Consider the following 22,010-nt stretch of genomic DNA (forward strand, 5'->3'; position numbering starts at 1 on the left):
GACCGCCGTCCGGCCGTGGCGCCCGTGTCTCAGTGGTGGGGCCCGTGCCCTGTGCCGTGGTCGAACTTCAGCGCCTGCGGGGGCATCACGACGAACGGCCGCATCATGCCCATGTCCTCGTGCTCCAGCAGATGGCAGTGGTACATGAACCGCCCGTACGCCCCGTCGAAGTGGCCCATCACCTTCACCAGCTCCGCCGACGTGACCCGGAACACGTCCTTCCAGCCCTGCTCGTTCGGCGGTACCGGGATCGGGCGGGCCGGATCGAAGACGACCGGGGTACGGGTCCCGCCGATCGCCGGGTCGAAGCCGCCGACCGTGTACGCCTCACGGGCCAGGATCTGGAAGTCCGCCAGATGGATGTGCATCGGATGGGTCGGCACCCCCAGATTGAGGAACGACCACTGCTCATGGGTCCCCTCGCCGATGGTGATGCCCAGGCCGTCGTTGAACGTCCGCGAGGTGCGCCGATAGGTCCGCAGCTTGCCGTCCGGGCCCTGGACCTGGATCACCCCCTCGGCGGGCAGCCGGACACCCGCGTCCGGGATCTCCCGCATCTCCCAGATCTCGGGGTGCCCGCCGCCGCCGACGGTCGCCGGGGGCGTCAGCACGATCAGCCGGTGCCCGTGTTCCAGGTCGTCGTGCGTGTAGCGCCGGAAGGAGCCGGAGAGCACCGGCGGCAGGACGAAGGGGTCGTGCTCCTTGGCCCGGCCCACCCGGAACTCCATGACCTGGGGGTACGGAACGCTGTCCGCCAGGTCGGGGACCCCGGGGCGCTGATTGCGTCCCTTGTTGACCAGCCGGACCCTCCGCCCCGCCAGCCTGCGGAAGTCGATCAGGAGGTCGAAGCGCTCGGCGGGGGCCACAATCAGCGGCGCCCCACCGGTGAAGTCCACCGGCACCGGCCGCGGCAGCAGTCCGCCGTCGCTGCCGATCTGGTGCATCACCCCGGGGACCGGGTCGCCGTCCTCGTCGACCAGGACCAGGTTGTAGATCCGGGCGTTGGAGGCGTTGACCAGCCGGAAGCGGTACCACGCGGCATCCGTCTCCAGATGGGGCCAGATCACCCCGTTCACCGTGGAGTAGGGGCCGAGGAAGGGCAGCGTCACCGGCTTGCCCGTCTCCGGGTGGCTCGGATTCAGGACGGTCGTCTTGTGCAGCAGCCTGCCGTTGAGCCGGCCGTCCTCGTCGGTGTCGAGATTGCGGTCGGCGAGGATCAGCGGCAGCTCGCGCTCCCCGCCGGGCAGCCCGAGGGCGTCCTCCTCGTCGTCCCGGACGATATAGGTGCCCACCAGGCCCGCGTAGACGTTCCAGCGGGTGATGTTCATCGCGTGGTCGTGGTACCACCACTGCACGGCCTGGTGGTCGTTGGGGTACTCGGAGAGCTGGGCGTCCCCGAAGCCGACGGCGTTGTCCGCCCAGCCGTCGTTGCCCCCGCCGGTCTGCGCTCCGTGGAGATGGGTCACGGACCAGGCGGGCAGGGCCGCCACCTCCCGGCTGGCCCGGACGCCCTCGCGGCCCGGCCGGTTGTGGGGGAGGGGCTGCCCCTGGCCGCCGATCCCCACCTCCACGGCCGTGACCGGGTAGGCGCTCCCCGGCGGGATGCGGTTGGTCCAGGCGATCCGGATGCGCTGGCCGCGCCGTACCTCGACGGTCGGCCCCGGCACCGTGCCGTTGTACCCCCACATCAGGGTGGGAGGGAGCTGGGAGTGCATCCGCACCCAGGTGGGCCGCAGGGCGATCTCGATCTCCTTGCGGACGTCCGGCTCGTCGGGCCGGAGCACGTCCGGCACCGGCAGCGGGTCGCTGAACGGTGTCAGCTCCCGGCTTCTGCCGCTGTCGGCCGCGGCCCGCGCCCGCTCGATGACGTCGTCGGTGATGCCCTCGGCGGCAGTGTCGCCGACACGGTCGGCGACATGGCTGGTGACCTCGTTGGTGAACTCGGCGATCTCGGTCATACGTTCCCCCGTATGTTCGATCACGTGCAAGGTGCACGGAACAGAAGAAGTCCCGCATCACGTCAGACTCGTGTGAGGCGTGCGGAGTCTCCCATTCCAGTCAGATTGGCTGAAAAATCGCTCGTGCGGCCCCATGTGTAACGTGCATCCCAGCCACCGCGGCGCGGCGGCGTGACAGCCCACGCGCCATAGTGGTCGTCGAGAGATGGACGAAGAAGGGCAGGTAAACGATGGTGCAGCAGGTGCTCGGTGTGGTCGCGCCCGGCCGGGACGAACCGGTACGGGTGGAGACGATCGTCGTCCCCGACCCCGGACCCGGCGAGGCCGTGGTCGCGGTGCAGGCGTGCGGGGTCTGCCACACCGATCTCCACTACAAGCAGGGAGGGATCAGCGACGACTTCCCCTTCCTCCTCGGCCATGAGGCCGCGGGGGTCGTCGAGGCCGTCGGCCCCGGTGTCACCGAGGTGGAGCCAGGGGACTTCGTCATCCTCAACTGGCGCGCGGTCTGCGGCCGCTGCCGGGCCTGTCTGCGCGGTCGCCCCTGGTACTGCTTCGACACCCACAACGCCCGGCAGCGGATGACGCTGACCGACGGCACGGAGCTGTCGCCCGCGCTCGGCATCGGGGCCTTCGCCGAGAAGACCCTGGTCGCCGCGGGCCAGTGCACCAAGGTGGACCCCGAGGTCGCCCCCTCCGTCGCGGGCCTCCTCGGCTGCGGCGTCATGGCGGGCATCGGCGCCGCCATCAACACCGGACAGGTCGGCCGCGGCGACTCGGTCGCCGTCATCGGCTGCGGCGGCGTCGGTGACGCGGCCGTCGTCGGCTCCCGGCTGGCGGGCGCGGCCCGGATCATCGCCGTCGACATCGACGACCGCAAGCTGGAGACGGCGAAGGCGATGGGCGCCACCCACACCGTCAACTCCCGCACCACCGACCCCGTGGAAGCCATCCGTGACCTCACCGGAGGCTTCGGCGCCGATGTCGTCATCGAGGCCGTCGGCCGCCCCGAGACCTACCGCCAGGCGTTCTACGCCCGCGACCTCGCGGGCACCGTCGTCCTCGTCGGCGTCCCCACCCCCGAGATGAAGCTCGAACTGCCGCTCCTCGACGTCTTCGGCCGCGGCGGCTCGCTCAAGTCCTCCTGGTACGGGGACTGTCTGCCGTCCCGCGACTTCCCGATGCTCATCGACCTCCACCAGCAGGGCCGTATCGACCTCGGCGCCTTCGTCACCGAGGAGATCGGCCTCGGCGACGTCGAGCAGGCGTTCGCCCGGATGCACGAGGGCGACGTCATCCGTTCGGTGGTGCGGTTCTGATGACCATCCGCATCGACCGGCTGATCACCGCCGGGACCTTCTCCCTCGACGGCGGCACCTGGGACGTCGAGAACAATGTCTGGATCGTCGGCGACGACTCCGAGGCGATCGTCATCGACGCCGCCCACGACGCCGCGGCCATCGGGACCGCGCTCGGCGGCCGTACCCTCCGCGCGATCGTCTGCACCCACGCCCACAACGACCACATCGACGCGGCCCCCGCGCTCGCCGACGCCACCGGCGCGCCCGTCCTGCTCCACCCCGACGACCTGCCGCTGTGGCGGCAGACCCACCCCGACCGGGCCCCCGACGGCGAACTGGCCGACGGCCAGGTCCTCACCGTCGGCGGCACCGCGCTGACGGTCCTGCACACCCCGGGGCACGCCCCCGGCGCCGTCTGCCTGTACGCCCCCGCCCTCGCCACGGTCTTCTCCGGCGACACCCTCTTCCAGGGCGGCCCCGGCGCCACCGGACGGTCCTTCTCCCACTTCCCGACGATCGTCGGGTCGATCCGCGACCGGCTGCTCACCCTGCCGCCGGAGACCGTCGTCCGCACCGGCCACGGCGACCCGACCACCATCGGCGACGAGGCACCCCACCTGGCGGAGTGGATCAGACGGGGCCACTGAGCCGCAGCCGGCTCTCGAACCGTCTCGAAGCGCCCGTGAACGGGTCGGTGAACTCCAGCGTCCGCGCCAGCAGCGACAACGGCCGCCCGAAGTCCTCCGGCCCGTCCGCGCGCACCACCGGATAGACCGGGTCGTGCAGGATCGGCAGCCCGAGCCCGCTCATGTGCACCCGCAGCTGATGGGTCTGCCCCGTCGCGGGCAGCAGCCGGTAGCGCCCGAGCCCGCCCCGGTGCTCCAGCAGCTCGATCCGGGTCTCGCTGTTCGGCTCGCCCGGCACCTCCCGCGCGGCCAGCACCCCGCGCTCCTTCACGATCCGGCTCCGCACCGTCCGCGGCAGTTCCACCGCCGGGTCGTACGCCGCGACCGCCTCGTACTCCTTGCGCACCCCGCGGTCCCGGAACAGCGTCTGGTACGCCCCCCGGTCCTCGGGCCGCACCACGAAGAGCACCAGACCCGCCGTCAGCCGGTCCAGCCGGTGCGCGGGCTGGAGCAGCGGCAGCCCCAGCCCGTGCCGCAGCCGCGCCACCGCCGTCTCGGTGATGTGCGAGCCGCGCGGAGTGGTCGCCAGGAAATGCGGCTTGTCCACCACGAGGAGCCGCGCGTCCCGGTGCACGATCCTGATCTCGAACGGCACCCGCGGCTCGGGCGCGAAGTCCCGGTGGAACCAGAGATACCGCCCCGCCGCATACGGTTCGTCCGCCGCGACGACCCCGTCCACCGAGACGATCCGCCCCTCCGCGAACAACTCCCCGACCCGCGCCGCCCCGATCGCCCCGCCGTACCGCGCCACGAAATGCGCGTACACCGTCGGCCACGCCCCCTCCGGGTCCTGTGGCAGCCGGACCCGTACGGGGTCCACCCCCTGCCGCTGGGCGAGCGGGGAGGGCGGCGGGGAGTGGTGTCTGCGTCTCACCGGACCACTCTAGGAACAGACCACCCCAAAAACAGAAAAACCCCAGATCAACTGGGGTTTTCGCTGGTGTCCGAGGGGGGACTTGAACCCCCACGCCCGATAAAGGGCACTAGCACCTCAAGCTAGCGCGTCTGCCATTCCGCCACCCGGACCGGGTGTGTCCTCCCGGCCCGCTGGGCCGTTCCGACGAGGAAAACCATAGCAAACATTCGCGGCCCCCGATCACACCCCCGGTTCCCGCCCCGGCCCTCGGGCGGGCGGGGCGGACGGGCCGGTGGTGTGAGTGCCGGGTGGGGCCCGGCACCGGCTCTTGGGGTCCGGGGCGGGGCGGGGGAGGATGGGCCGCGAAAGACAGCAGCGACAGCGGGAGGAAACAGCGTGAGCGAGTCGAATGCGGCCCGTGCCGTCTCGGGCGAGGACGAGGTCGTCGACCTCTGCCGTGAGCTGATCCGGATCGACACCAGCAACTACGGCGACCACTCGGGGCCGGGGGAGCGCGCGGCGGCGGAGTACGTCGCCGAGAAGCTGGCCGAGGTCGGGCTCGAACCGCAGATCCTCGAATCCCACAAGGGCAGGGCCTCGACCGTCGCCCGGATCGAGGGGGAGGACCCCTCGCGGCCCGCGCTGCTCATCCACGGGCACACCGACGTCGTCCCCGCCAACGCCGAGGACTGGACCCACCACCCCTTCTCGGGCGAGATCGCCGACGGCTGCGTCTGGGGCCGGGGCGCCGTCGACATGAAGGACATGGACGCCATGACGCTCGCCGTCGTGCGGGACCGGCTGCGCAGCGGGCGCAAGCCCCCGCGCGACATCGTCCTCGCCTTCCTCGCCGACGAGGAGGCCGGCGGCACCTACGGGGCCCGCTACCTGGTCGAGAAGCACCCCGGGCTCTTCGAGGGTGTCACCGAGGCCATCGGCGAGGTCGGCGGCTTCTCCTTCACCGTCAACGAGAATCTGCGGCTGTATCTCGTGGAGACGGCGCAGAAGGGCATGCACTGGATGCGGCTCACCGTGGACGGCACCGCCGGACACGGCTCCATGACCAACGACGACAACGCCATCACCGAGCTGTGCGAGGCCGTCGGCCGGGTCGGCCGCCACCGCTGGCCGGTCCGGATGACCAAGACCGTGCGGTCCTTCCTGGACGAGCTGTCCGACGCGCTCGGCACCCCGCTGGACCCGGAGGACATGGACGCCACCCTCGCCAAGCTGGGCGGCATCGCCAAGATGATCGGCGCCACCCTGCGCAACTCCGCCGCGCCCACCATGCTCGGCGCCGGATACAAGGTCAATGTGATCCCCGGACAGGCCACCGCCCATGTCGACGGGCGCTTTCTGCCGGGGTACGAGGAGGAGTTCCTGGCCGACCTGGACCGGCTGCTCGGGCCCCGGGTCCGGCGCGAGGACGTCCACACCGACAAGGCGCTGGAGACCAGCTTCGACGGCGGCCTGGTGGACGCCATGCAGAGCGCGCTGCGGGCCGAGGACCCCATCGCCCGGGCGGTCCCCTACATGCTCTCCGGGGGCACCGACGCCAAGTCCTTCGACGACCTCGGCATCCGCTGCTTCGGCTTCGCCCCGCTGAAGCTCCCGCCCGAGCTGGACTTCGCAGGGATGTTCCACGGTGTGGACGAGCGGGTCCCGGTCGACGGTCTGAAGTTCGGTGTGCGCGTGCTTGACCGGTTCATCGACCAGTGCTGAGACCGGATCGGGTGATGTCCGGCCCGTCCGTCCGAAAGGACACTCCCATAATCGTCACTATGTGCGTGGCTTACTGAAAAGAGTGAAAGGAACACCGGGCTCGTAGCCCTGTTCCGCCTCCTTCGTTACAGGTGTTGCGGCCCGTGGCTGGGGCCGCAGTGCCAACTAGGAGGAACAAATGATCAAGAAGGTCGTCGCGGTCGCGGCTGCCACGGGGAGCATGGTGCTCGCGGGTGCGGGCGTCGCTCTGGCCGACGCAGGCGCCCAGGGGGCCGCGGTCGGCTCCCCCGGTGTCATCTCGGGCAACGTCGTGCAGGTCCCGGTCCATGTGCCGGTGAACGTCTGCGGCAACACGATCGACGTCATCGCGCTGCTCAACCCCGCCTTCGGCAACACCTGCGTCAACGCGTGATGTGGTGACTCGACCCTTTGGGTCCGGGTTTTGACCCGGGCGGTCCCGAGTGCGTGCCAGGCACTCTGGGGCCGCCCGGCATTTTCCGCTCCCGGGCAGAGCGCCCGGAGGCCTGTGAGAAGGCAGGACAACAGCTATGCGACAGGTCACGCGAAAGGGCCTGATCACCATCGCGGCAGCGGGCGGAGCGCTCGCGCTCGGCGGGGGATACGCGCACGCCGGTTCCGGCGCGTCCGGGGCGGCCGTGGGATCTCCCGGCGTCGCCTCCGGGAACGCCGTCCAGGTGCCGGTGAGCGTTCCCGTCAACGTCTGCGGCAACTCGGTGAACGTCGTCGGTCTGCTGAACCCCACGTTCGGCAACAACTGCGTCAACGAGTCCAGCGGCCCGGCCGCGCCGCCGGTCGGCGGTCCGGGCCAGGGGCCCGGCGGTACTCCCGGAGGGCTTCCGCCCGTGGCCGAGCAGGGCGGCGGAGCCCAGGCCACCGGTGTGGCGGCGAACTCCCCGGGTGTCGGCTCGGGCAACGTCGTCCAGGTGCCCGTCGAGGTACCGGTCAACGCCTGCGGCAACAGCGTCGACGCGGGCGGGGTCCTGAACCCCGCGTTCGGCAACGAGTGCGTCAACGAGTCGGCCGCGACGCCGCCGCCTCCCCCGCCGGTGAAGCCGCCGACCCCGCCGGTCAAGCCCCCGACGGAGCCGCCGGTCAAGCCGCCGACCACTCCAGTCAAGCCGCCCGCGCCGCCCAAGCCCCCCCAGGAGCCCGGCAACCCCGTGCAGCCGGGTGGGCCCACCCCCACGGAACCAGGAGAGCCCAACGAGCCCACGGCTCAGCTCGCCGAGACCGGAGCGGGCTCCCTCGGCCTGATCGCCCCGGTCGGCGCCGGAATGCTGCTCGCGGGAGCGGTCCTGTACCGCCGCGCCCGCGCCTCGGCGCAGTAGTCGGCACCGGTACGCACCACCACCGGGACGCGTCGACGTCCCGGTACACCTCGAAGCGGGTCCCGTGCGACGGGGCCCGCTTCCCGTATGCCGGGCCGGGGCCGGGGCGCCGTCAGGGGGACGCGGGGATCACCAGGTGGCGCGCAACTGGCGGATGATCCGCCGCCGCAGCCGGACCCGGCGGCTGCCGTCCCTGCGCAGGCTCAGCCGGTCCAACTCCCAGTGGCCGTACTCGGCGTGGTCGGTCAGCAGGCGTGCCGTCTCGGCTCGGGAGACCCCGCGGGGCACGTACACGTCGACAAATTCGTATTCCGGCATCGCATCTATTGTGCGGGCACCGGCCCGGTACGGATAGCGTCTGCACTATGTCTGATGCTGCGCCGCCCACCGCCGCCGAGGTACGTGCCGCCGCCGAGGCGGTCAAAGCCGCACTGGACCGCCACCTGGCGGCGGTCGAGAACCGCACGGGAGAGGACGACCCGGCCGTCTATGACGCGTTCAACGCCCTGGCCGTCGCGGCGGAGACCTACGACGAGCGCCTGTACGACCGCTACGACGAGGTCACCCCCTTCGAGATCCCGGGCGTGGACGAGTCCCTGCCGCCCTACGCGGGCCCGGAGGAACCGAGCGCCCTCAGTGTGCTGATCCGCCGGGACTACGCCGTCGTGGAACCGGCACGCCTTCTCGCCCAGGCCCGCCGCATCGCCGACCTCGACCCCGACGAGGACTCCCCGGAGCGCGGCCGTGCGGCCCGTACCGGCGTGCACGCGGCGCTCGGGCTCGTCTTCGGTGAGTACGAGCCCGACGAGATCTCCTCCCGGCACAAGGAATTCGGCCTGGAGGAGGGCGACTCCACGCTCTGGATCTCCGCGCTGGACGAACTGCCGGAGCCGGGGGAGTGGCTCAACGCGCCGTTCGACCAGACGGACCCGCAGCGGGTCGTGATCCGGTACGACGTCAGCTCCGTCTTCGACGAGGAGGAGGACGGGTACGCCGACGAGGACGGCGCCGACCTCGACGACGACGGGACGGAGATCGACGAGACGGAGGACGCCGACCTCGACCCCGGTGCGGAGGACCCCGGCGACGAGGACCCCGGCGACGAGGCGGGCGGGGGGCGCGCCGCCGCCCCGTCCCGCCCCGGGGACTGACCTCCCGGACCCGCCGCCCGGCCGCTCAGGCCCGCCCCCGCGTGGGGCGGGCCTTTCTCCTGTCCCCCGGCTGTCTCCCGGCGTGGATGGCCCGCCCGCTCTCAGTCGGCCGGCGCGAGCAGAGCCGTCAGCAGGCCCCGCAGCCGCGTCGTGCACGGCTGCGCCGGAATGCCCGCGACCGCGCGGGGCAGCGCCTGATCGGCGCCGTGGACCACGGATAGATGGCGCTCGCCCCGGCTGAACGCCGTGTAGACCCACGGACGGCTCAGCCCGCCCACGGCGTCCCCGGGCAGCACCACGACCGCCGCGGGCCAGCGCACGCCCATCGCCTGGTGCGCCGTGAGCGCCCAGCCGTGGCGGAGGGCGGACGCCACCCGCTCCCTCGGGACCGTGACCCGTTCGCCCGCGCAATCCAGATGGAGGCCCGCCGCGTCCGCCGAGACCACTGTCCCGGGCACGGTGCGGCCGGGCGCGGGGGAGTGGGCGACCCGGTCGCCCGGGTCGAAACCGGCGAACCGGCCCGGCCCCGGATTCAGCCGCTGCTTCAGCGCCGCGTTCAGCGCGCGGGTGCCCGCCGCACCACCATGGCCCACCGTGATCACCTGCGTCTGCTCGACCGGGACCCCGATCGCGCGGGGCACCGAGTCCGCGACGAGCTGCACCGTCCGGTGCACGGCCTCGCCCGCGTCGCCCACGGGCACGACGACGACCTCCTTGCCCGGGGCCTCCACCCGGTTCAGCTCGCCGATGCCGATGCCCGACACCAGCTCGCCGATCGGGCCGGGGTCCGGTGTACGGGAGGCCACCCGGGGGCACACCGCGGCGCCCAGCAGATCGCCGAAGACCCGGCCCGCGCCCACCGCGCCGAGCTGTCCCGGGTCACCGCTGAGCAGCAGCCGTCCACCGTCCGGCAGCGACTCCACCAGCATCGCCGCCGTCTCCACATCGAAGAGCTGGGCGTCGAGCACCACCAGCAGATCGAGCGCCAGCGCGCCGTCCTCGTCGCGGCCCGGCCCCTGCGCGCCCGAGAGCAGCCCGCCGACGGTGACCGCCGCCGGGCCCAGGCCCCGGCGGCCGTGCTCGCCGTGGACGGCGACCACGGACCGCAGACCGAGACCGGCGGCGGCCCCGGCGAGTGCCACCGGCTCGGCCCGGGCGGCCTCGCCGCCGGTGTGGACGACCAGACCGCTCGCCGCGACCGCGCGGGCCAGCCCTTCGGGGGCGGCGGCCTCCCAGCGGGCGTCCGCGCCGGAGCGGGCGAGCCGGGCCAGTCCGTCGGCGAGGCTCTCCTCCGCGAGCGCGTACCGGTCGAGCCCCAGCAGGACCGGCCCCGCGGTGTCCGCGCCGCCCTCCCCGTCGGCCGCGGCCCCGTCGCCGTCCTCGGCGTCCGTGCCCGCTCCGTCGCCCTCGTCGTCCTCGGCGCCGTCCTGGAACACCAGCACCACGCCCTCCGCGATCGTCTGCTGGAGCGCGCCGTCCGGGTCCGGCACCCGCCGCTCGGCCAGCGCCGCGCGCAGCACGGACGCCTCCAGCGCCGTGTGTCCCTCCAGGGCCGCGCCCTCCAGCCGCCAGACCACCAGGGCCGCCGTCCGCCGCTCGTCCCCCGGACCGCAGGCGTCCCCGAGCAGGGCCCGGGCGAACCCGTCGGCCTGCTCCGGCCGCACCCCCGGGACGGACAGCAGCCGCCACGGGTCCTGGCGCAGCAGATCGGCGGCCTGCTCCCCGAGCACGTCCAGGCACCGGACCGCGAACGCCTCGGGCGCGCCGCCCTCGACGAGCACCGCCCGGACCGCAGCGACGGCCTCCGGCGGAACCTCCCGAAGGGCCGCCGGAGGCCGGAGCGCGGGCGCCTCGTTCGGTGCCGGTGCCGGTGCCGGTGCCGGTGCCGGAGCGGTACGGGGTTCCCCGGCCGCCGGGGCCGCGGGGCGGACGGGAGCCGGGGCGGGGGCGTAGAAGGCGTTGCCGGACTTCTCCCCGCTCTCCACCGCCCGGACCGCCGCCAGCAGATCGGCGGCCGTGCCGCTCAGTCCGCCCCCGCTCACGACCGGACCCTGCCGCTCGGCCTTCCGCCGCTCGATCCGCTCCCGCACCTCCCGCTGCGCCGCCAGCTCCGCCTGAGCCTCCGACAGCTCCCCGGCCCGACCCTCCCGGGCGCCCTCGCCCGCCCCGGCCTCCTGCCCGGACGGGGCCTGCTGCTCCTCGGCGTCGGCGCCCTGATCGTGGGTGCGCGCGCCCGGGTCCGGGGACGGTCCGCCGGTGGCGGGGGCTCCGGCCGTGTCCCCTTCCGCCCGGGGCGCGGGCACCGTGCCGCTGTCGTCGGCCGCCGCCGCAGGGGCATCCGGTGAGCCACCGCCCGTCCCGCCGGAGGAGTCGTCCTCGGTACCGGTACCGGCAGTCTCCTGCTGCCGGTCCGTCCGTGGCGTCCCGGTGCCGGTGTCCGGGCCCGGTGCCGTGTCTCCTGCCGGGCCCGTGCCGTCGCCGGAGTCTCCTTCGGCGGCTGCCGGGCGGGACGCGTTCTCCGTTCCGTGGGGGTCGTCCCCGGTACCGCTGGTTTCCTGTGTCCCGCCGTGGGGGCCCGGGTCCGGGGACGGCCCGTCGGCGGCGGGCGCGCCGGTCGCCTCCCGTTCGGCCCCGGGGGCGACGGCAGAAGCCGCGCCGGTGGTGTCGTCGGAGGCCCGGTCCTCCGCCCTCGCTCCGCCGCCGGCGTGGTCCCGGGCGTCCGCGCCCGCCCCTCCGGACACGGACACCGGCACGGGTGCTTCCGCCCCGGCGGTGGACGTGATGGACACGGAGGCCGGGTCCGGCGACGGGGACGCGGTGGGCGTCGGGCTCCCGTCGGTGGCGGCAGCCGGGGGTTCGGGGCGCGGCCCCCGGGAAGACGCGGTCACAGCGTGCTCCAGTCGTGATCGGGATAGCGGTGCACGGGCGCCGACACATCGTCGAGCGCCCGGCAGATCTCGTCAGGAAGCGTAAGCGCCTCCACTGACATCGCCGCGGCGAGCTGCCGCGCGTCGCGCGCGCCGACGATCGGGGCGACCACCCCGGGCCGGTCCCGCACCCAGGCCAGCGCCACCTGGAGCGCGCTGGTCGCGAGCCCGTCAGCCGCCGTCGCCACCGCGTCGACGATCCCGGTGGCGGTCTCGTCGAGATACGGCTCCACGAACGGCGCGAGCAGGTCCGAGGCCCCGCGGGAGTCCGCCGGGACGCCGTGCCGGTACTTCCCCGTCAGCACCCCGCGCCCCAGCGGGGACGACGGCAGCAGCCCGATCCCCAGATCCAGCGCGGCGGGCAGCACCTCCCGCTCCACCCCGCGCTGGAGGAGCGAGTACTCCAGCTGGGTACCCGCCAGCCGGGCCCGGCCCGGCGCGGCGAGCTGCCAGGTCGCCGCCTTGGCGAGCTGCCAGCCGCAGTAGCCGGACACCCCCGCGTACCGGGCCCGCCCGCTGCTCACGGCCGTGTCCAGCGCCTGAAGGGTCTCCTCCAGCGGGGTCCCGTGGTCGAAGCCGTGGATCTGCCAGAGGTCGACGTGGTCGGTCCCGAGCCGGGCCAGCGAGTCGTCCAGCGCCGCGAGCAGATGCCCGCGGGAGCCGTCGAACCGGCGGTCGGGGTCGGGCACACTGCCCGCCTTGGTGGATATGACCAGATCCCGGCGCGGCACCAGCCGCTCCAGGAGCTGCCCGAGGACGTATTCGGCGTCCCCGCCCGCGTACACGTCGGCGGTGTCGACGAGCGTCCCGCCCGCCTCCCAGAACACCTTCAGCTGCTCCGCCGCGTCATGCTCATCGGTGTCCCGTCCCCAGGTGAGGGTGCCGAGTCCGATCCGGGACACGCGCAGGCCGGTCCGGCCGAGATGCCTCTGCTCCATGAGCGCTGAGACTACTGGCCGCGGCTCCACCGGCTAAGGGCCTGTGGACAACCCCGGCGGGGCCCGTTCCCGGCGTCCGGGTCCGGACATCCGGGCGTGTGCCCCGCCACTGACCGCTGACGAATGGCCCCTCACCGCGTTAGGCTCCCGGGAACACCGACGTTACTGATGAGTAAGGGGAGCGGTCATGCGGCTCGGCATCAACCTCGGCTACTGGGGCGCGGGGATGGACGGCGACAATCTCGCCGTCGCGCAGGAAGCCGACAGGCTCGGCTACGACGTCTGCTGGGCGGCGGAGGCGTACGGCTCCGACGCCCCCACCGTCCTCGCCTGGGTGGCGGCCCGGACCGAGCGCATCGACGTCGGCTCCGCGATCCTCCAGATCCCGGCCCGCCAGCCCACGATGACCGCCATGACCGCGGCCACCCTCGACTCCCTCTCCGGCGGGCGCTTCCGGCTCGGTCTCGGGGTCTCCGGCCCCCAGGTCTCCGAGGGCTGGTACGGGGTGAAGTTCGACAAGCCGCTCGCCCGCACCCGCGAGTACGTCGAGATCGTCCGCAGCGCCATGAGCCGCGAACGCGTCAGCCACCAGGGCGAGCACTGGACCCTGCCGCTGCCCGACGGCCCCGGCAAGCCCCTCAAGCTCACCGTCCACCCCCAGCGCGAGCACATCCCGCTCTACATCGCCGCCATCGGCCCCAAGAACCTGGAGCAGACCGGCGAGATCGCCGACGGCGCCCTGCTGATCTTCCCGGCCGCCGCGCATCTGGAGGCCACCGCGCTGAGCCACATCCGCTCGGGCCGCGAGAAGGCCGGTCTGACGATGGAGGGCTTCGACGTCTGCCCGACGGTGCCGCTGGCGGTCGGTGACGACGTCACCGCGCTCGCCGACCTGTTCCGCCCGTACACCGCCCTGTACGTCGGCGGGATGGGCAGCCGGAAGCAGAACTTCTACAACCAGCTCGCCCGGCGCATGGGGTACGAGAAGGCCGCCGCCGAGATCCAGGACAAGTACCTCTCCGGCGACAAGGACGGGGCCGCGGCGGCCGTGCCGCAGGAGCTGATCGAGTCCACCACCCTGCTCGGCGGGGTGGACCGGATCGCCGACGGCATGCGGGCCTATGCCGCGGCCGGGGTCACCACACTGACCCTCGCGCCCGCCGGGTTCACCAAGGAGGAGCGGATCTCCGCGCTCCGGATCGGGGTCGACGCCCTGGAGCGCGCCGGGGTCGCCTGACCTCCGCTTCCGGTGGGGACGGGAGCGCGCCTCCCGTCCCCACCGGATACGGGATATCCCGCTGAGCGCCGATTACCCCATTCGGCGGCGTTTACCGCGTCGAGCTGTTGCCCGGTCCACCCCGCGGCAGTTGACTCGTCCCGGGATGTCCTCAGGAGGTGGCAGTGATGCTCTCGGCCCGCAGCCTTTTCCAGGAAATCGTCGACGACGACAACGCCTTCCAGCTCTTCTGCTCCATCGCCGCCAGCGGAGAGGCCCAGGGCGGCTGGGAGAACGGCCGGATCGCCGCCCTCGTCCCCGAGCGCATGCGGGTCCTCGCCCCGAAGATCGCCCGGCACGGAGCCGACGAGGACAAACACGGCCGGATCTTCAACGCCCTGCTGCGCAGGCGCGGACTCGACCCCGTCCCCGTACCGCCCGAGACCGACTACACCATGCTCCTGGAGCGCCAGGGCATCGGCCTCGCCCACGACAAGCTCCGCCGCGACGAACCCCTCACCGAGGACGACATCGTCGTCTATCTCTCCCACAGCAGGGTCACCGAGCAGCGTGCCGCGGACCAGATGGACATGCTGGTGCGCCACTTCGGGGACCACCCCGAGATCGGCCGCGCCATCCGGATGATCTGCGCCGACGAGGAGAACCACCTCGCCTACTGCCACGAGGAACTCCTCGGCCTCGCCGCCGGGGGCCACGGCCGCGCCATCCACCGGGTGCTGCGCGAGAGCGCCCTCGCCGAGATCAAGGTCTACCGGGGGGTGAGCCTCGCCGTCATGGGCCATATCGGACGGGTGCTGCGCTGGCCCCGCGCCAAGTCCGCCGCCCTCGCCGCCGGAATCCACGGGATGTACGCGTACGAACGCGTCGGCGGCTGGCACCGCATGATCGACCTCAGCATGCCCGAGCGGCGCGGCGCCCTCGACGGACCGCCCGCCCCGGCCCCCGCCGCCCTCTGACACCGCGGCCCCGCCCGGGAGCCGTCAGAGCCAGCCGCGCCGTTTGAACAGCCGGTGGAGCCCGTACACGACGCCCACCATCAGCACCAGCACCGCCGGATAGCCGCCCACCCAGTCCAGCTCCGGCATGTACCGGAAGTTCATCCCGTAGATCCCCGCCACCATCGTCGGCACCGCCGCCATCGCCGCCCAGGCCGAGATCTTGCGCATGTCGTCGTTCTGCTGGACGCCCTGCTGCGCCAGATGGGCGGCCAGAATGTCCGACAGCAGCCGGTCCAAGCCGTCCACCTGCTCGTTCACCCGTGTCAGATGGTCGCCCACATCACGGAAGAAGAGCCGGGCCCGCTCCGGGACGAACGGCACGGCGGCGCCCGCCAGCCGCGCCATCGGCTCCGCCAGCGGCCCGGCGGCCCGCCGGAACTCCAGCACCTGCCGCTTGAAACCGTAGATCCGCGCCGCCGTGCGCCGCGCCGCCCGGCCCGAGCCGCCGTCCGCCGGGGCGAACACCGACTCCTCCAACTCCTCCAGATCCTCCTGGAGTTCCCCCGCCACCTCGATGTAGTGGTCCACGACCGCGTCGCACACCGCGTACAGCACCGCCGCCGGGCCGTGCCGCAGCACCCCGGGATCGGCCTCGAGACGCCGCCGCACCGCCGCCAGCGGAGCGCCCTCGCCGTGCCGGACCGTCACCACGAAGGAGTCGCCGATGAACAGCATCAGCTCCCCGGAGGTGACCGTGTCGCCCTCCGGTTCGTACACCACCGGCTTCAGCACCACGAACAGCGAGCCGTCGTACACCTCCAGCTTGGGCCGCTGATGGGCCCGCAGCGCGTCCTCGACCGCCAGCCGGTGCAGACCGAACTCGGAGGTGACGAGGGCGAACTCGTCCTCGGTCGGCTCGTGGGTGCCGATCCACAGAAAGGTGTCGCCGCGCCCGCGGCAGACCGCGAGCGCGTCCGACAGATCGTCGGGCACCCCGGTGCGGCGCCCGGCGCGGTACATGGCGCAATCCACGATCACAGGGCGTATTCTCCCGCCCCCGGCGGGGCCGCGCACGCCGGAGCGCGGGGAGCGCGGACCCGGGCGGGCCCCGGGACGGCGGCGGCACGACCTACGCTGGCAGGCATGGCCACCCTGATCCTCGTACGGCACGGACGCTCCACCGCGAACACCGCCGGGGTGCTCGCCGGCTGGACCCCCGGAGTCCACCTCGACGCGCGCGGCACCGCCCAGGCCGCCGCACTGCCCCGGCGCCTCGACGGCGTACCGATCGCCGCCGCCGTCAGCAGCCCCCTCGAACGCTGTGTGCAGACCCTCACCCCCCTGCTGGACGCCCGGCCGCACCTCGCGCTGCGGACCGACGACCGCATCGGCGAATGCCACTACGGCGACTGGTCCGGCCGCAAACTCGGGGAACTCTCCGGGGAACCCCTGATGGCCGTGGTCCAGCAGCACCCCTCGGCGGCCGTCTTCCCCGGCGGCGAGTCGCTGCGCGCCATGCAGGCCCGTGCCGTCGACGCCGTCCGCGACTGGAACGAGCGCGTCGAGACCGCCCACGGCGAGGACGCCGTCTACGTCATGTGCTCGCACGGCGATGTCATCAAGGCCCTCGTGGCCGACGCCATCGGACTCCACCTCGACCTCTTCCAGCGCATCCATGTGGAACCCTGCTCCGTCACCGCGATCCGCTACACCCGCACCCGCCCCTTCCTGCTGCGGCTCGGCGACACCGGCGATCTCGGCGACCTCGCCCCGCGCGGCGGCCCCGAGCAGGGCACGGACACCGGGGACGCCGTCGTCGGGGGCGGAGCGGGCGCACCGTGATCGCCGGGCGCAGTAGGGTGGAGCGCGCTGTGCAGGTCGTCCCCGAGTCTTGAGGGAGAGAGCGTGTCCCGTCAGGTGTTCCTCTACGACCCACCGGACCGGTTCGTCGCCGGTACGGTGGGGCTGCCTGGCCGCCGTACGTTCTTCCTCCAGGCGTCCGCCGGCGGGCGGACCACCAGTGTCGCCCTGGAGAAGACGCAGGTCGCGGCGTTGGCCGAGCGGATCGACGAGCTGCTGGACGAGGTGGTGCGCCGCACCGGGGGCAACGCTCCCGTCCCCGCCGTGGCGCCCGCCGACATCGCGGACACCGCGCCGCTCGACTCCCCCGTCGAGGAGGAGTTCCGCGTCGGGACCATGGCCCTGGCCTGGGACGGCGAGGAACAGCGCATGATCGTCGAGGCTCAGGCACTGGTCGAGCTGGACGCCGAGTCCGAGGAGGACCTGGCCGAGGCGGAGGAGCGGCTGCTCCAGGACGAGGAGAACGGCCCGCCGATGCTGCGGGTACGGCTCACCGGGGCGCAGGCCCGCGCCTTCGCCAAGCGCGCCCTGGACGTGGTGAACGCCGGACGGCCCCCGTGCCCGCTGTGCAGCCTGCCGCTCGATCCGGAAGGACATGTATGCCCGCGCCAGAACGGATACCGACGGAGCGTGTGACCGCTCCGCTGGAACTGCTCGCCCGGGGCGAGCTGACCGTGCGCGGGCAGGTCCGCGAGGCGTCCAACGCGGTGCTGTTCTGCTCCGTCTCCCACGCGGGCGAGGAGGCGCACTGCGTCTACAAGCCGGTCGCGGGCGAGCGCCCGCTGTGGGACTTCCCCGACGGCAACCTCGCCCGGCGCGAGGTCGCCGCGTACGAGATCTCCGAGGCCCTCGGCTGGCATCTGGTGCCCCCGACGGTGCTCCGGGACGGCCCCTACGGCGAGGGCATGGTCCAGCTCTGGATCGAGGCCGACCCCTCGGTGACCCTGCTCGCCCTGGTCGACGGCGAGGAGCCCGAGGAGGGCTGGAAGGCGGTCGGCCCCGCCGAACTGGGCGAGGGGCGCACCGCTCTCCTCGTCCACGCCGACGACGCCCGGCTGCGGCGCCTCGCCGTCCTGGACGCCGTGATCAACAACGGCGACCGCAAGGGCGGCCATCTGCTGCCGGCGTCCGGCGGCCGGCTCTACGGGATCGACCACGGGGTCACCTTCCACGTGGACGACAAGCTGCGCACCCTGCTGTGGGGCTGGGCGGGGGAGCCCCTGCCCGCCGAGGCGCCGGCCGCCCTCGCGGGGCTGTCCGCCGCGCTCGCCGACGGCGGACCGCTCGGGGAGCGGCTGGCCGGGCTGCTCACCCCGGCGGAGGTGGGCGCGGTGCGCGAGCGGGTGCGGGCCCTGCGGGCGGCCGGGACCCACCCGGAGCCCTCCGGCGAGTGGCCCGCGATCCCCTGGCCCCCGGTCTGATCCCGGGATCGACTCCCCGGCCCAGGCCCGGGAACCGGGCGTGGGCCTCCGGCCCCGGTCGGGCAGCCGGGCGCGGACCGCTCCGGCCCCGGCTCGACCCCGGTCCCGGTCTGGCTCCGGCCGTGGTCCCCGGCCCCCGGTCTGACCCCGGGATCGATTCCCCCGCCCAGGTCCGGGAACCGGGCGCGGACCGCTCCGGCCCCGGCTCGACCCCGGCCGGGGTCCCTGGTCCCCGGTCTGACCCCGGGGCCCGCGATGCCCTGGCCCCCGGCCCGGCCCCGGCCGTGGTCCTCCGGTCCCGGTCCGAGGTCCCGGCGCGGGCTCCCAGCCCCCGGGGCCGAGCTCCGGGCGCGGCCCAGGTCCGTGGTCCCTGGCGCCCGGTCCGACCCGGGGTGCGATGCCCTGGCCCCCGGTCCGGGAACCGGGCGTGATTCCCGGCCCCGGTCGGGCAGCCGGGCGCGGACCGCTTCGGTCCCGGCTCGACCCCGGTCCCGGTCCGGCTCCGGCCGTGGTCCCTGGTCCCCCGTCTGACCCCGGGGCCCGCGATGCCCCGGCCCCGGTCCGAGGTCCCGGCGCGGGCTCCCGGCCCCGGGGCCGAGCTTTGGCCCCGACCCCGGCCCCCGGTCCGCCTCCCGCCGTCTCCGGCCGTCGCCGTTCGGGCGAGATGTCCGCCATCTCCCCCGAGTTCTGTTGGACCGGTCCGCACCCGCTCGGCCTGTTCCTCCCGGAGTGTTCCGTTTCCCGGCCACCCGTCCCCCCGGCGCCGAAGCCACAAGAGCGGACAATCGGTCTGGAGGCGCGATCCGGTTCGTGGGTGGATCACGTGTCCGGTTAGTCTCGATGCATGCATGCCTGGCCCGCTTCTGAGGTCCCCGCCCTGCCCGGCACGGGCCGCGACCTCCAGATCCACGACACCGCGACCGGCGGAGCGATCACGCTCACGCCCGGTCCCGTCGCCCGTATCTATGTCTGCGGCATCACGCCGTACGACGCCACCCACCTGGGGCACGCGGCGACCTACAACGCGTTCGACCTCGTGCAGCGCGTGTGGCTCGACACCAAGCGGCAGGTTCACTACGTCCAGAACGTCACCGACGTCGACGACCCCCTCCTGGAGCGCGCCCTGCGCGACGGGGAGGACTGGACCCGGCTCGCCGAGCGGGAGACCGCGCTCTTCCGCGAGGACATGACCGCGCTGCGGATGCTCCCGCCGAAGCACTACATAGGCGCCGTCGAGGCCATACCGCGCATCGTCCCGCTCGTGGAGCGCCTCCTCGGCGCCGGGGCCGCCTATGAACTCGACGGCGACATCTACTTCTCCGTCGAGTCCGACCCCCACTTCGGCGAGGTCTCCCACCTCGACGCGGCGGCCATGCGGCTGCTCTCCGCCGAGCGCGGCGGCGACCCCGAGCGCCCCGGCAAGAAGAACCCGCTCGACCCGATGCTGTGGCTGGCCGCCCGCTCGGGCGAGCCGAGCTGGGACGGCGGCGGCCTCGGCCCGGGCCGGCCCGGCTGGCACATCGAGTGCGTCGCCATCGCGCTCGACCACCTCGGGATGGGCTTCGACGTCCAGGGCGGCGGCTCCGACCTCGTCTTCCCGCACCACGAGATGGGGGCGTCCCACGCCCAGGTGCTCACCGGCGAGCACCCCTTCGCCCAGGCGTACGTCCACGCGGGCATGGTCGCCCTGCACGGCGAGAAGATGTCGAAGTCGCGGGGGAACCTGGTCTTCGTCTCGGCGCTGCGCCGGGACGGGGTCGATCCCGCCGCGATCAGGCTCGCCCTGCTCGCGCACCACTACCGCGCGGACTGGGAGTGGACCGACGGCGTCCTCCAGGAGGCGGTGGAGCGGCTGGCCCGCTGGCGCGCCGCCGTCTCCCGGCCCGACGGGCCCCCGGCCGACGCGCTGCTGGCGGAGATCCGTACGGCCCTGGCCGACGATCTGGACGCCCCGGCCGCGCTCGCCGCCGTCGACCGCTGGGCCGCCCGGCAGAACGACGGGGGCGGTACGGACGAGGGCGCGCCCGGCCTGGTCTCGCGGGCCGTCGACGCGCTGCTCGGCGTCGCGCTCTGATCCGCCGCCGGACCGGCTGACCCGTTCCTGGCCCCGTCCGGCCGGACGGGGCCAGGAACGGGACGACAGCGGAGGGGGTGCCCGATGGGCACCCCCTCCGCTGCATGGCTCGCGCGCTACTGGTCCCGCGCCGGACCGCCGTCGTCCGGGCGGCCCGTGGCATCCCGGGCGTCCGTACCGTCCGGGCCGCCCTCGTCGGCTCCGTCGCCCCCGTCGCGCGCCGGGTCCTTGCCGGACGGCCCGCCCGCGGACTTCGGTCTCCGTCGCGCGGGGCGGCCGGACGGCTTCCCCCCGGGCGGAGCCGCCTGGTCCGCCGCGTCGGCCGCAGCCGTCGTGTCCGGCGTGTCCGCGGCCTCGGAAGGCTCCGCAGGTCCCGACGGTTCCGGGGTGCCGGGAGCCTCGGACCGGGATGGTTTGGGCCGGTTCAGCCCGCTGTCCCGCAGAAAGCTCCCGCTGTCGCCGTCCCCGCCCGGTCCGCCGTCCCGCCGCCGCAGATACCGCTCGAACTCGCGGGCGATCGCCTCGCCGGACGCCTCGGGCAGCTCCGCGGTGTCCCGCGCCTCCTCCAGCGTCTGGACGTACTCCGCGACCTCGCTGTCCTCGGCGGCCAGTTGATCGACGCCGAGCTGCCAGGCCCGCGCGTCCTCGGGCAGCTCACCCAGCGGGATGCGCAGCCCGATCAGATCCTCCAGCCGGTTGAGGAGCGCCAGCGTCGCCTTGGGGTTCGGCGGCTGCGACACATAGTGCGGCACCGCCGCCCACAGGCTCACCGCGGGCACCCCGGCGTGCGTGCACGCCTCCTGGAGGATGCCGACGATCCCGGTGGGCCCCTCGTAGCGGGTCTCCTCCAGATCCATCGTTCTGGCCAGATCGGGGTCGGAGGTGATCCCGCTGACCGGCACCGGCCGGGTGTGCGGGGTGTCCCCGAGCAGCGCGCCCAGGATCACCACCATCTCCACGCCCAGCTCATGGGCGAACCCCAGGATCTCGTTGCAGAACGAGCGCCAGCGCATGGAGGGCTCTATGCCCCGTACCAGCACCAGGTCACGTGGCGTATCACCGCCGACCCGGACCACGGAGAGCCGTGTCGTCGGCCAGGTGATCTTCCGTACTCCGCCGTCCAGCCACACCGTGGGCCGGTTGACCTGGAAGTCGTAGTAGTCCTCGGCGTCGAGCGCCGCGAACACCTCGCCCTTCCACTCCCGTTCCAGGTGCGCGACCGCTGTGGAGGCCGCGTCGCCTGCGTCGTTCCAGCCCTCGAACGCGGCCACCATGACCGGGTCGATCAGCTCGGGTACCCCCGCGAGCTCGATCACCCAGTGCCTCCTTCCGACGATCCCTCTCGTACGCCCCAACCTTACGGCTAACCAGGCACATCACCGCAGCCCTCGTGCACGGGCGGGTGAACTTCCCGGCCGCGCCCCGAGCCCGGCGGGGCCTGCCCCGGCACCGGCGGGGCGGACCCCGCCGCTCCCTTCGCGCACATCCCCTCCCCAGGTTCTCCGCCGCTTCCCCCGGCTTCCTCCCTCACCCGTGCCCTCTTCCCGGCGTCGGCATGTCCCCGGGAAGAAGCCCTCTGTATTCATCCGAGCTGT

The 22,010-nt window shown here is 73.6% G+C and carries 19 protein-coding genes and 1 tRNA gene; 12 read left to right on the forward strand and 8 right to left on the reverse strand.

The annotated features are described in order from the left end of the window. Positions 1-29: 29 nt before the first annotated feature. Complete coding sequence (phsA, locus tag CRV15_RS23700; protein ID WP_003959887.1) at positions 30-1,958, reverse strand: O-aminophenol oxidase PhsA; 1,929 nt, start codon at positions 1,956-1,958, stop codon at positions 30-32. Positions 1,959-2,188: 230 nt separating this feature from the next. On the opposite strand from phsA, the gene CRV15_RS23705 reads away from it, so the two are divergent. Together CRV15_RS23705 and CRV15_RS23710 are read left to right on the forward strand one after the other, a co-directional pair. Further along, on the forward strand, positions 2,189-3,274 hold the full coding sequence (locus CRV15_RS23705) for an S-(hydroxymethyl)mycothiol dehydrogenase (RefSeq protein ID WP_003957543.1): 1,086 nt from the start codon (positions 2,189-2,191) through the stop codon (positions 3,272-3,274). Further along, complete coding sequence (locus tag CRV15_RS23710; RefSeq protein WP_003957545.1) at positions 3,274-3,903, forward strand: MBL fold metallo-hydrolase; 630 nt, start codon at positions 3,274-3,276, stop codon at positions 3,901-3,903. The genes CRV15_RS23705 and CRV15_RS23710 overlap by 1 nt, the downstream gene beginning before the upstream one ends. On the opposite strand, the gene CRV15_RS23715 is transcribed toward CRV15_RS23710, so the two are convergent. Together CRV15_RS23715 and CRV15_RS23720 are read right to left on the reverse strand one after the other, a co-directional pair. Next, positions 3,887-4,816, reverse strand: a complete 930-nt coding sequence (locus CRV15_RS23715; protein ID WP_003957546.1) for a pseudouridine synthase — start codon at positions 4,814-4,816, stop codon at positions 3,887-3,889. The genes CRV15_RS23710 and CRV15_RS23715 overlap by 17 nt on opposite strands. Positions 4,817-4,880: 64 nt before the next feature. Further along, positions 4,881-4,968: transfer RNA gene (locus CRV15_RS23720), tRNA-Leu, on the reverse strand. 226 nt (positions 4,969-5,194) lie between these two features. Between CRV15_RS23720 and CRV15_RS23725 the strand changes: the two genes are divergently transcribed. From CRV15_RS23725 to CRV15_RS23735, 3 genes are all read left to right on the forward strand, one after another. Next, the gene (locus CRV15_RS23725) at positions 5,195-6,520 is read left to right on the forward strand and encodes a M20/M25/M40 family metallo-hydrolase (RefSeq protein WP_003959886.1); all 1,326 of its coding nucleotides are present in this window, start codon (positions 5,195-5,197) and stop codon (positions 6,518-6,520) included. 178 nt (positions 6,521-6,698) lie between these two features. Beyond that, positions 6,699-6,932, forward strand: coding sequence for a chaplin (locus tag CRV15_RS23730; RefSeq protein WP_003957548.1), 234 nt, complete (start codon positions 6,699-6,701; stop codon positions 6,930-6,932). A 136-nt stretch (positions 6,933-7,068) separates the two neighbouring features. After that, positions 7,069-7,869, forward strand: a complete 801-nt coding sequence (locus CRV15_RS23735; RefSeq protein ID WP_003959885.1) for a chaplin — start codon at positions 7,069-7,071, stop codon at positions 7,867-7,869. Positions 7,870-7,998: 129 nt separating this feature from the next. Here CRV15_RS23735 and CRV15_RS23740 read toward each other — a convergent pair whose 3' ends face one another. Then, positions 7,999-8,187 carry a DUF5703 family protein gene (locus CRV15_RS23740; RefSeq protein ID WP_003959884.1) on the reverse strand — a complete coding sequence of 63 codons (189 nt, stop codon included), beginning with the start codon at positions 8,185-8,187 and terminating at the stop codon, positions 7,999-8,001. 47 nt (positions 8,188-8,234) lie between these two features. Here CRV15_RS23740 and CRV15_RS23745 point away from each other — a divergent pair, with 47 nt between their 5' ends. Further along, positions 8,235-9,020 (forward strand): hypothetical protein, encoded by a 786-nt coding sequence (locus CRV15_RS23745; protein ID WP_003959883.1) that lies wholly within the window; start codon positions 8,235-8,237, stop codon positions 9,018-9,020. Positions 9,021-9,121: 101 nt separating this feature from the next. Here CRV15_RS23745 and CRV15_RS23750 read toward each other — a convergent pair whose 3' ends face one another. Together CRV15_RS23750 and CRV15_RS23755 are read right to left on the reverse strand one after the other, a co-directional pair. After that, positions 9,122-11,908, reverse strand: a complete 2,787-nt coding sequence (locus CRV15_RS23750) for a helix-hairpin-helix domain-containing protein (protein ID WP_003959882.1) — start codon at positions 11,906-11,908, stop codon at positions 9,122-9,124. Continuing rightward, positions 11,905-12,885 carry an aldo/keto reductase gene (locus CRV15_RS23755; protein WP_003959881.1) on the reverse strand — a complete coding sequence of 327 codons (981 nt, stop codon included), beginning with the start codon at positions 12,883-12,885 and terminating at the stop codon, positions 11,905-11,907. Before CRV15_RS23755 ends, CRV15_RS23750 begins: the two co-directional genes overlap by 4 nt. Before the next feature lie 187 nt (positions 12,886-13,072). On the opposite strand from CRV15_RS23755, the gene CRV15_RS23760 reads away from it, so the two are divergent. Next, entirely contained in the window at positions 13,073-14,122 is a 1,050-nt protein-coding gene (locus tag CRV15_RS23760; protein ID WP_003959880.1) for an LLM class F420-dependent oxidoreductase, read from the forward strand. Between the two features lie 167 nt (positions 14,123-14,289). After that, positions 14,290-15,078, forward strand: a complete 789-nt coding sequence (locus CRV15_RS23765) for a ferritin-like domain-containing protein (protein ID WP_003959877.1) — start codon at positions 14,290-14,292, stop codon at positions 15,076-15,078. 24 nt (positions 15,079-15,102) lie between these two features. On the opposite strand, the gene CRV15_RS23770 is transcribed toward CRV15_RS23765, so the two are convergent. Then, the gene (locus CRV15_RS23770; RefSeq protein WP_029182858.1) at positions 15,103-16,107 is read right to left on the reverse strand and encodes a magnesium and cobalt transport protein CorA; all 1,005 of its coding nucleotides are present in this window, start codon (positions 16,105-16,107) and stop codon (positions 15,103-15,105) included. Between the two features lie 96 nt (positions 16,108-16,203). Here CRV15_RS23770 and CRV15_RS23775 point away from each other — a divergent pair, with 96 nt between their 5' ends. The 4 genes from CRV15_RS23775 to mshC all read left to right on the forward strand — a co-directional run bounded on the left by CRV15_RS23775 (position 16,204) and on the right by mshC (position 20,415). After that, the gene (locus tag CRV15_RS23775; protein WP_003959875.1) at positions 16,204-16,902 is read left to right on the forward strand and encodes a histidine phosphatase family protein; all 699 of its coding nucleotides are present in this window, start codon (positions 16,204-16,206) and stop codon (positions 16,900-16,902) included. Between the two features lie 63 nt (positions 16,903-16,965). After that, positions 16,966-17,556 (forward strand): DUF3090 domain-containing protein, encoded by a 591-nt coding sequence (locus CRV15_RS23780; protein ID WP_003959874.1) that lies wholly within the window; start codon positions 16,966-16,968, stop codon positions 17,554-17,556. Continuing rightward, on the forward strand, positions 17,520-18,341 hold the full coding sequence (locus CRV15_RS23785) for an SCO1664 family protein (protein WP_044972154.1): 822 nt from the start codon (positions 17,520-17,522) through the stop codon (positions 18,339-18,341). The genes CRV15_RS23780 and CRV15_RS23785 overlap by 37 nt, the downstream gene beginning before the upstream one ends. 844 nt (positions 18,342-19,185) lie before the next feature. After that, a complete protein-coding gene (gene mshC / locus CRV15_RS23790) occupies positions 19,186-20,415 on the forward strand; it encodes a cysteine--1-D-myo-inosityl 2-amino-2-deoxy-alpha-D-glucopyranoside ligase (protein WP_003959872.1) in 1,230 nt (409 codons plus the stop codon). Between the two features lie 116 nt (positions 20,416-20,531). Here mshC and CRV15_RS23795 read toward each other — a convergent pair whose 3' ends face one another. Continuing rightward, positions 20,532-21,731, reverse strand: coding sequence for a PAC2 family protein (locus CRV15_RS23795; protein WP_003959871.1), 1,200 nt, complete (start codon positions 21,729-21,731; stop codon positions 20,532-20,534). Positions 21,732-22,010: the final 279 nt, after the last annotated feature.

Source organism: Streptomyces clavuligerus (assembly GCF_005519465.1).
Taxonomy (GTDB): domain Bacteria; phylum Actinomycetota; class Actinomycetes; order Streptomycetales; family Streptomycetaceae; genus Streptomyces; species Streptomyces clavuligerus.

Coding starts and splice junctions, on each gene's coding strand:
- CRV15_RS23785 (WP_044972154.1), top strand. CDS start 17,520: ATGCCCGCGCCAGAACGGATACCGACGGAGCGTGTGACCGCTCCGCTG.
- CRV15_RS23745 (WP_003959883.1), top strand. CDS start 8,235: ATGTCTGATGCTGCGCCGCCCACCGCCGCCGAGGTACGTGCCGCCGCC.
- CRV15_RS23775 (WP_003959875.1), top strand. CDS start 16,204: ATGGCCACCCTGATCCTCGTACGGCACGGACGCTCCACCGCGAACACC.
- CRV15_RS23730 (WP_003957548.1), top strand. CDS start 6,699: ATGATCAAGAAGGTCGTCGCGGTCGCGGCTGCCACGGGGAGCATGGTG.
- CRV15_RS23740 (WP_003959884.1), bottom strand. CDS start 8,187: ATGCCGGAATACGAATTTGTCGACGTGTACGTGCCCCGCGGGGTCTCC.
- CRV15_RS23760 (WP_003959880.1), top strand. CDS start 13,073: ATGCGGCTCGGCATCAACCTCGGCTACTGGGGCGCGGGGATGGACGGC.
- CRV15_RS23710 (WP_003957545.1), top strand. CDS start 3,274: ATGACCATCCGCATCGACCGGCTGATCACCGCCGGGACCTTCTCCCTC.
- CRV15_RS23705 (WP_003957543.1), top strand. CDS start 2,189: ATGGTGCAGCAGGTGCTCGGTGTGGTCGCGCCCGGCCGGGACGAACCG.
- phsA (WP_003959887.1), bottom strand. CDS start 1,958: ATGACCGAGATCGCCGAGTTCACCAACGAGGTCACCAGCCATGTCGCC.
- CRV15_RS23735 (WP_003959885.1), top strand. CDS start 7,069: ATGCGACAGGTCACGCGAAAGGGCCTGATCACCATCGCGGCAGCGGGC.
- CRV15_RS23765 (WP_003959877.1), top strand. CDS start 14,290: ATGCTCTCGGCCCGCAGCCTTTTCCAGGAAATCGTCGACGACGACAAC.
- mshC (WP_003959872.1), top strand. CDS start 19,186: ATGCATGCCTGGCCCGCTTCTGAGGTCCCCGCCCTGCCCGGCACGGGC.
- CRV15_RS23755 (WP_003959881.1), bottom strand. CDS start 12,885: ATGGAGCAGAGGCATCTCGGCCGGACCGGCCTGCGCGTGTCCCGGATC.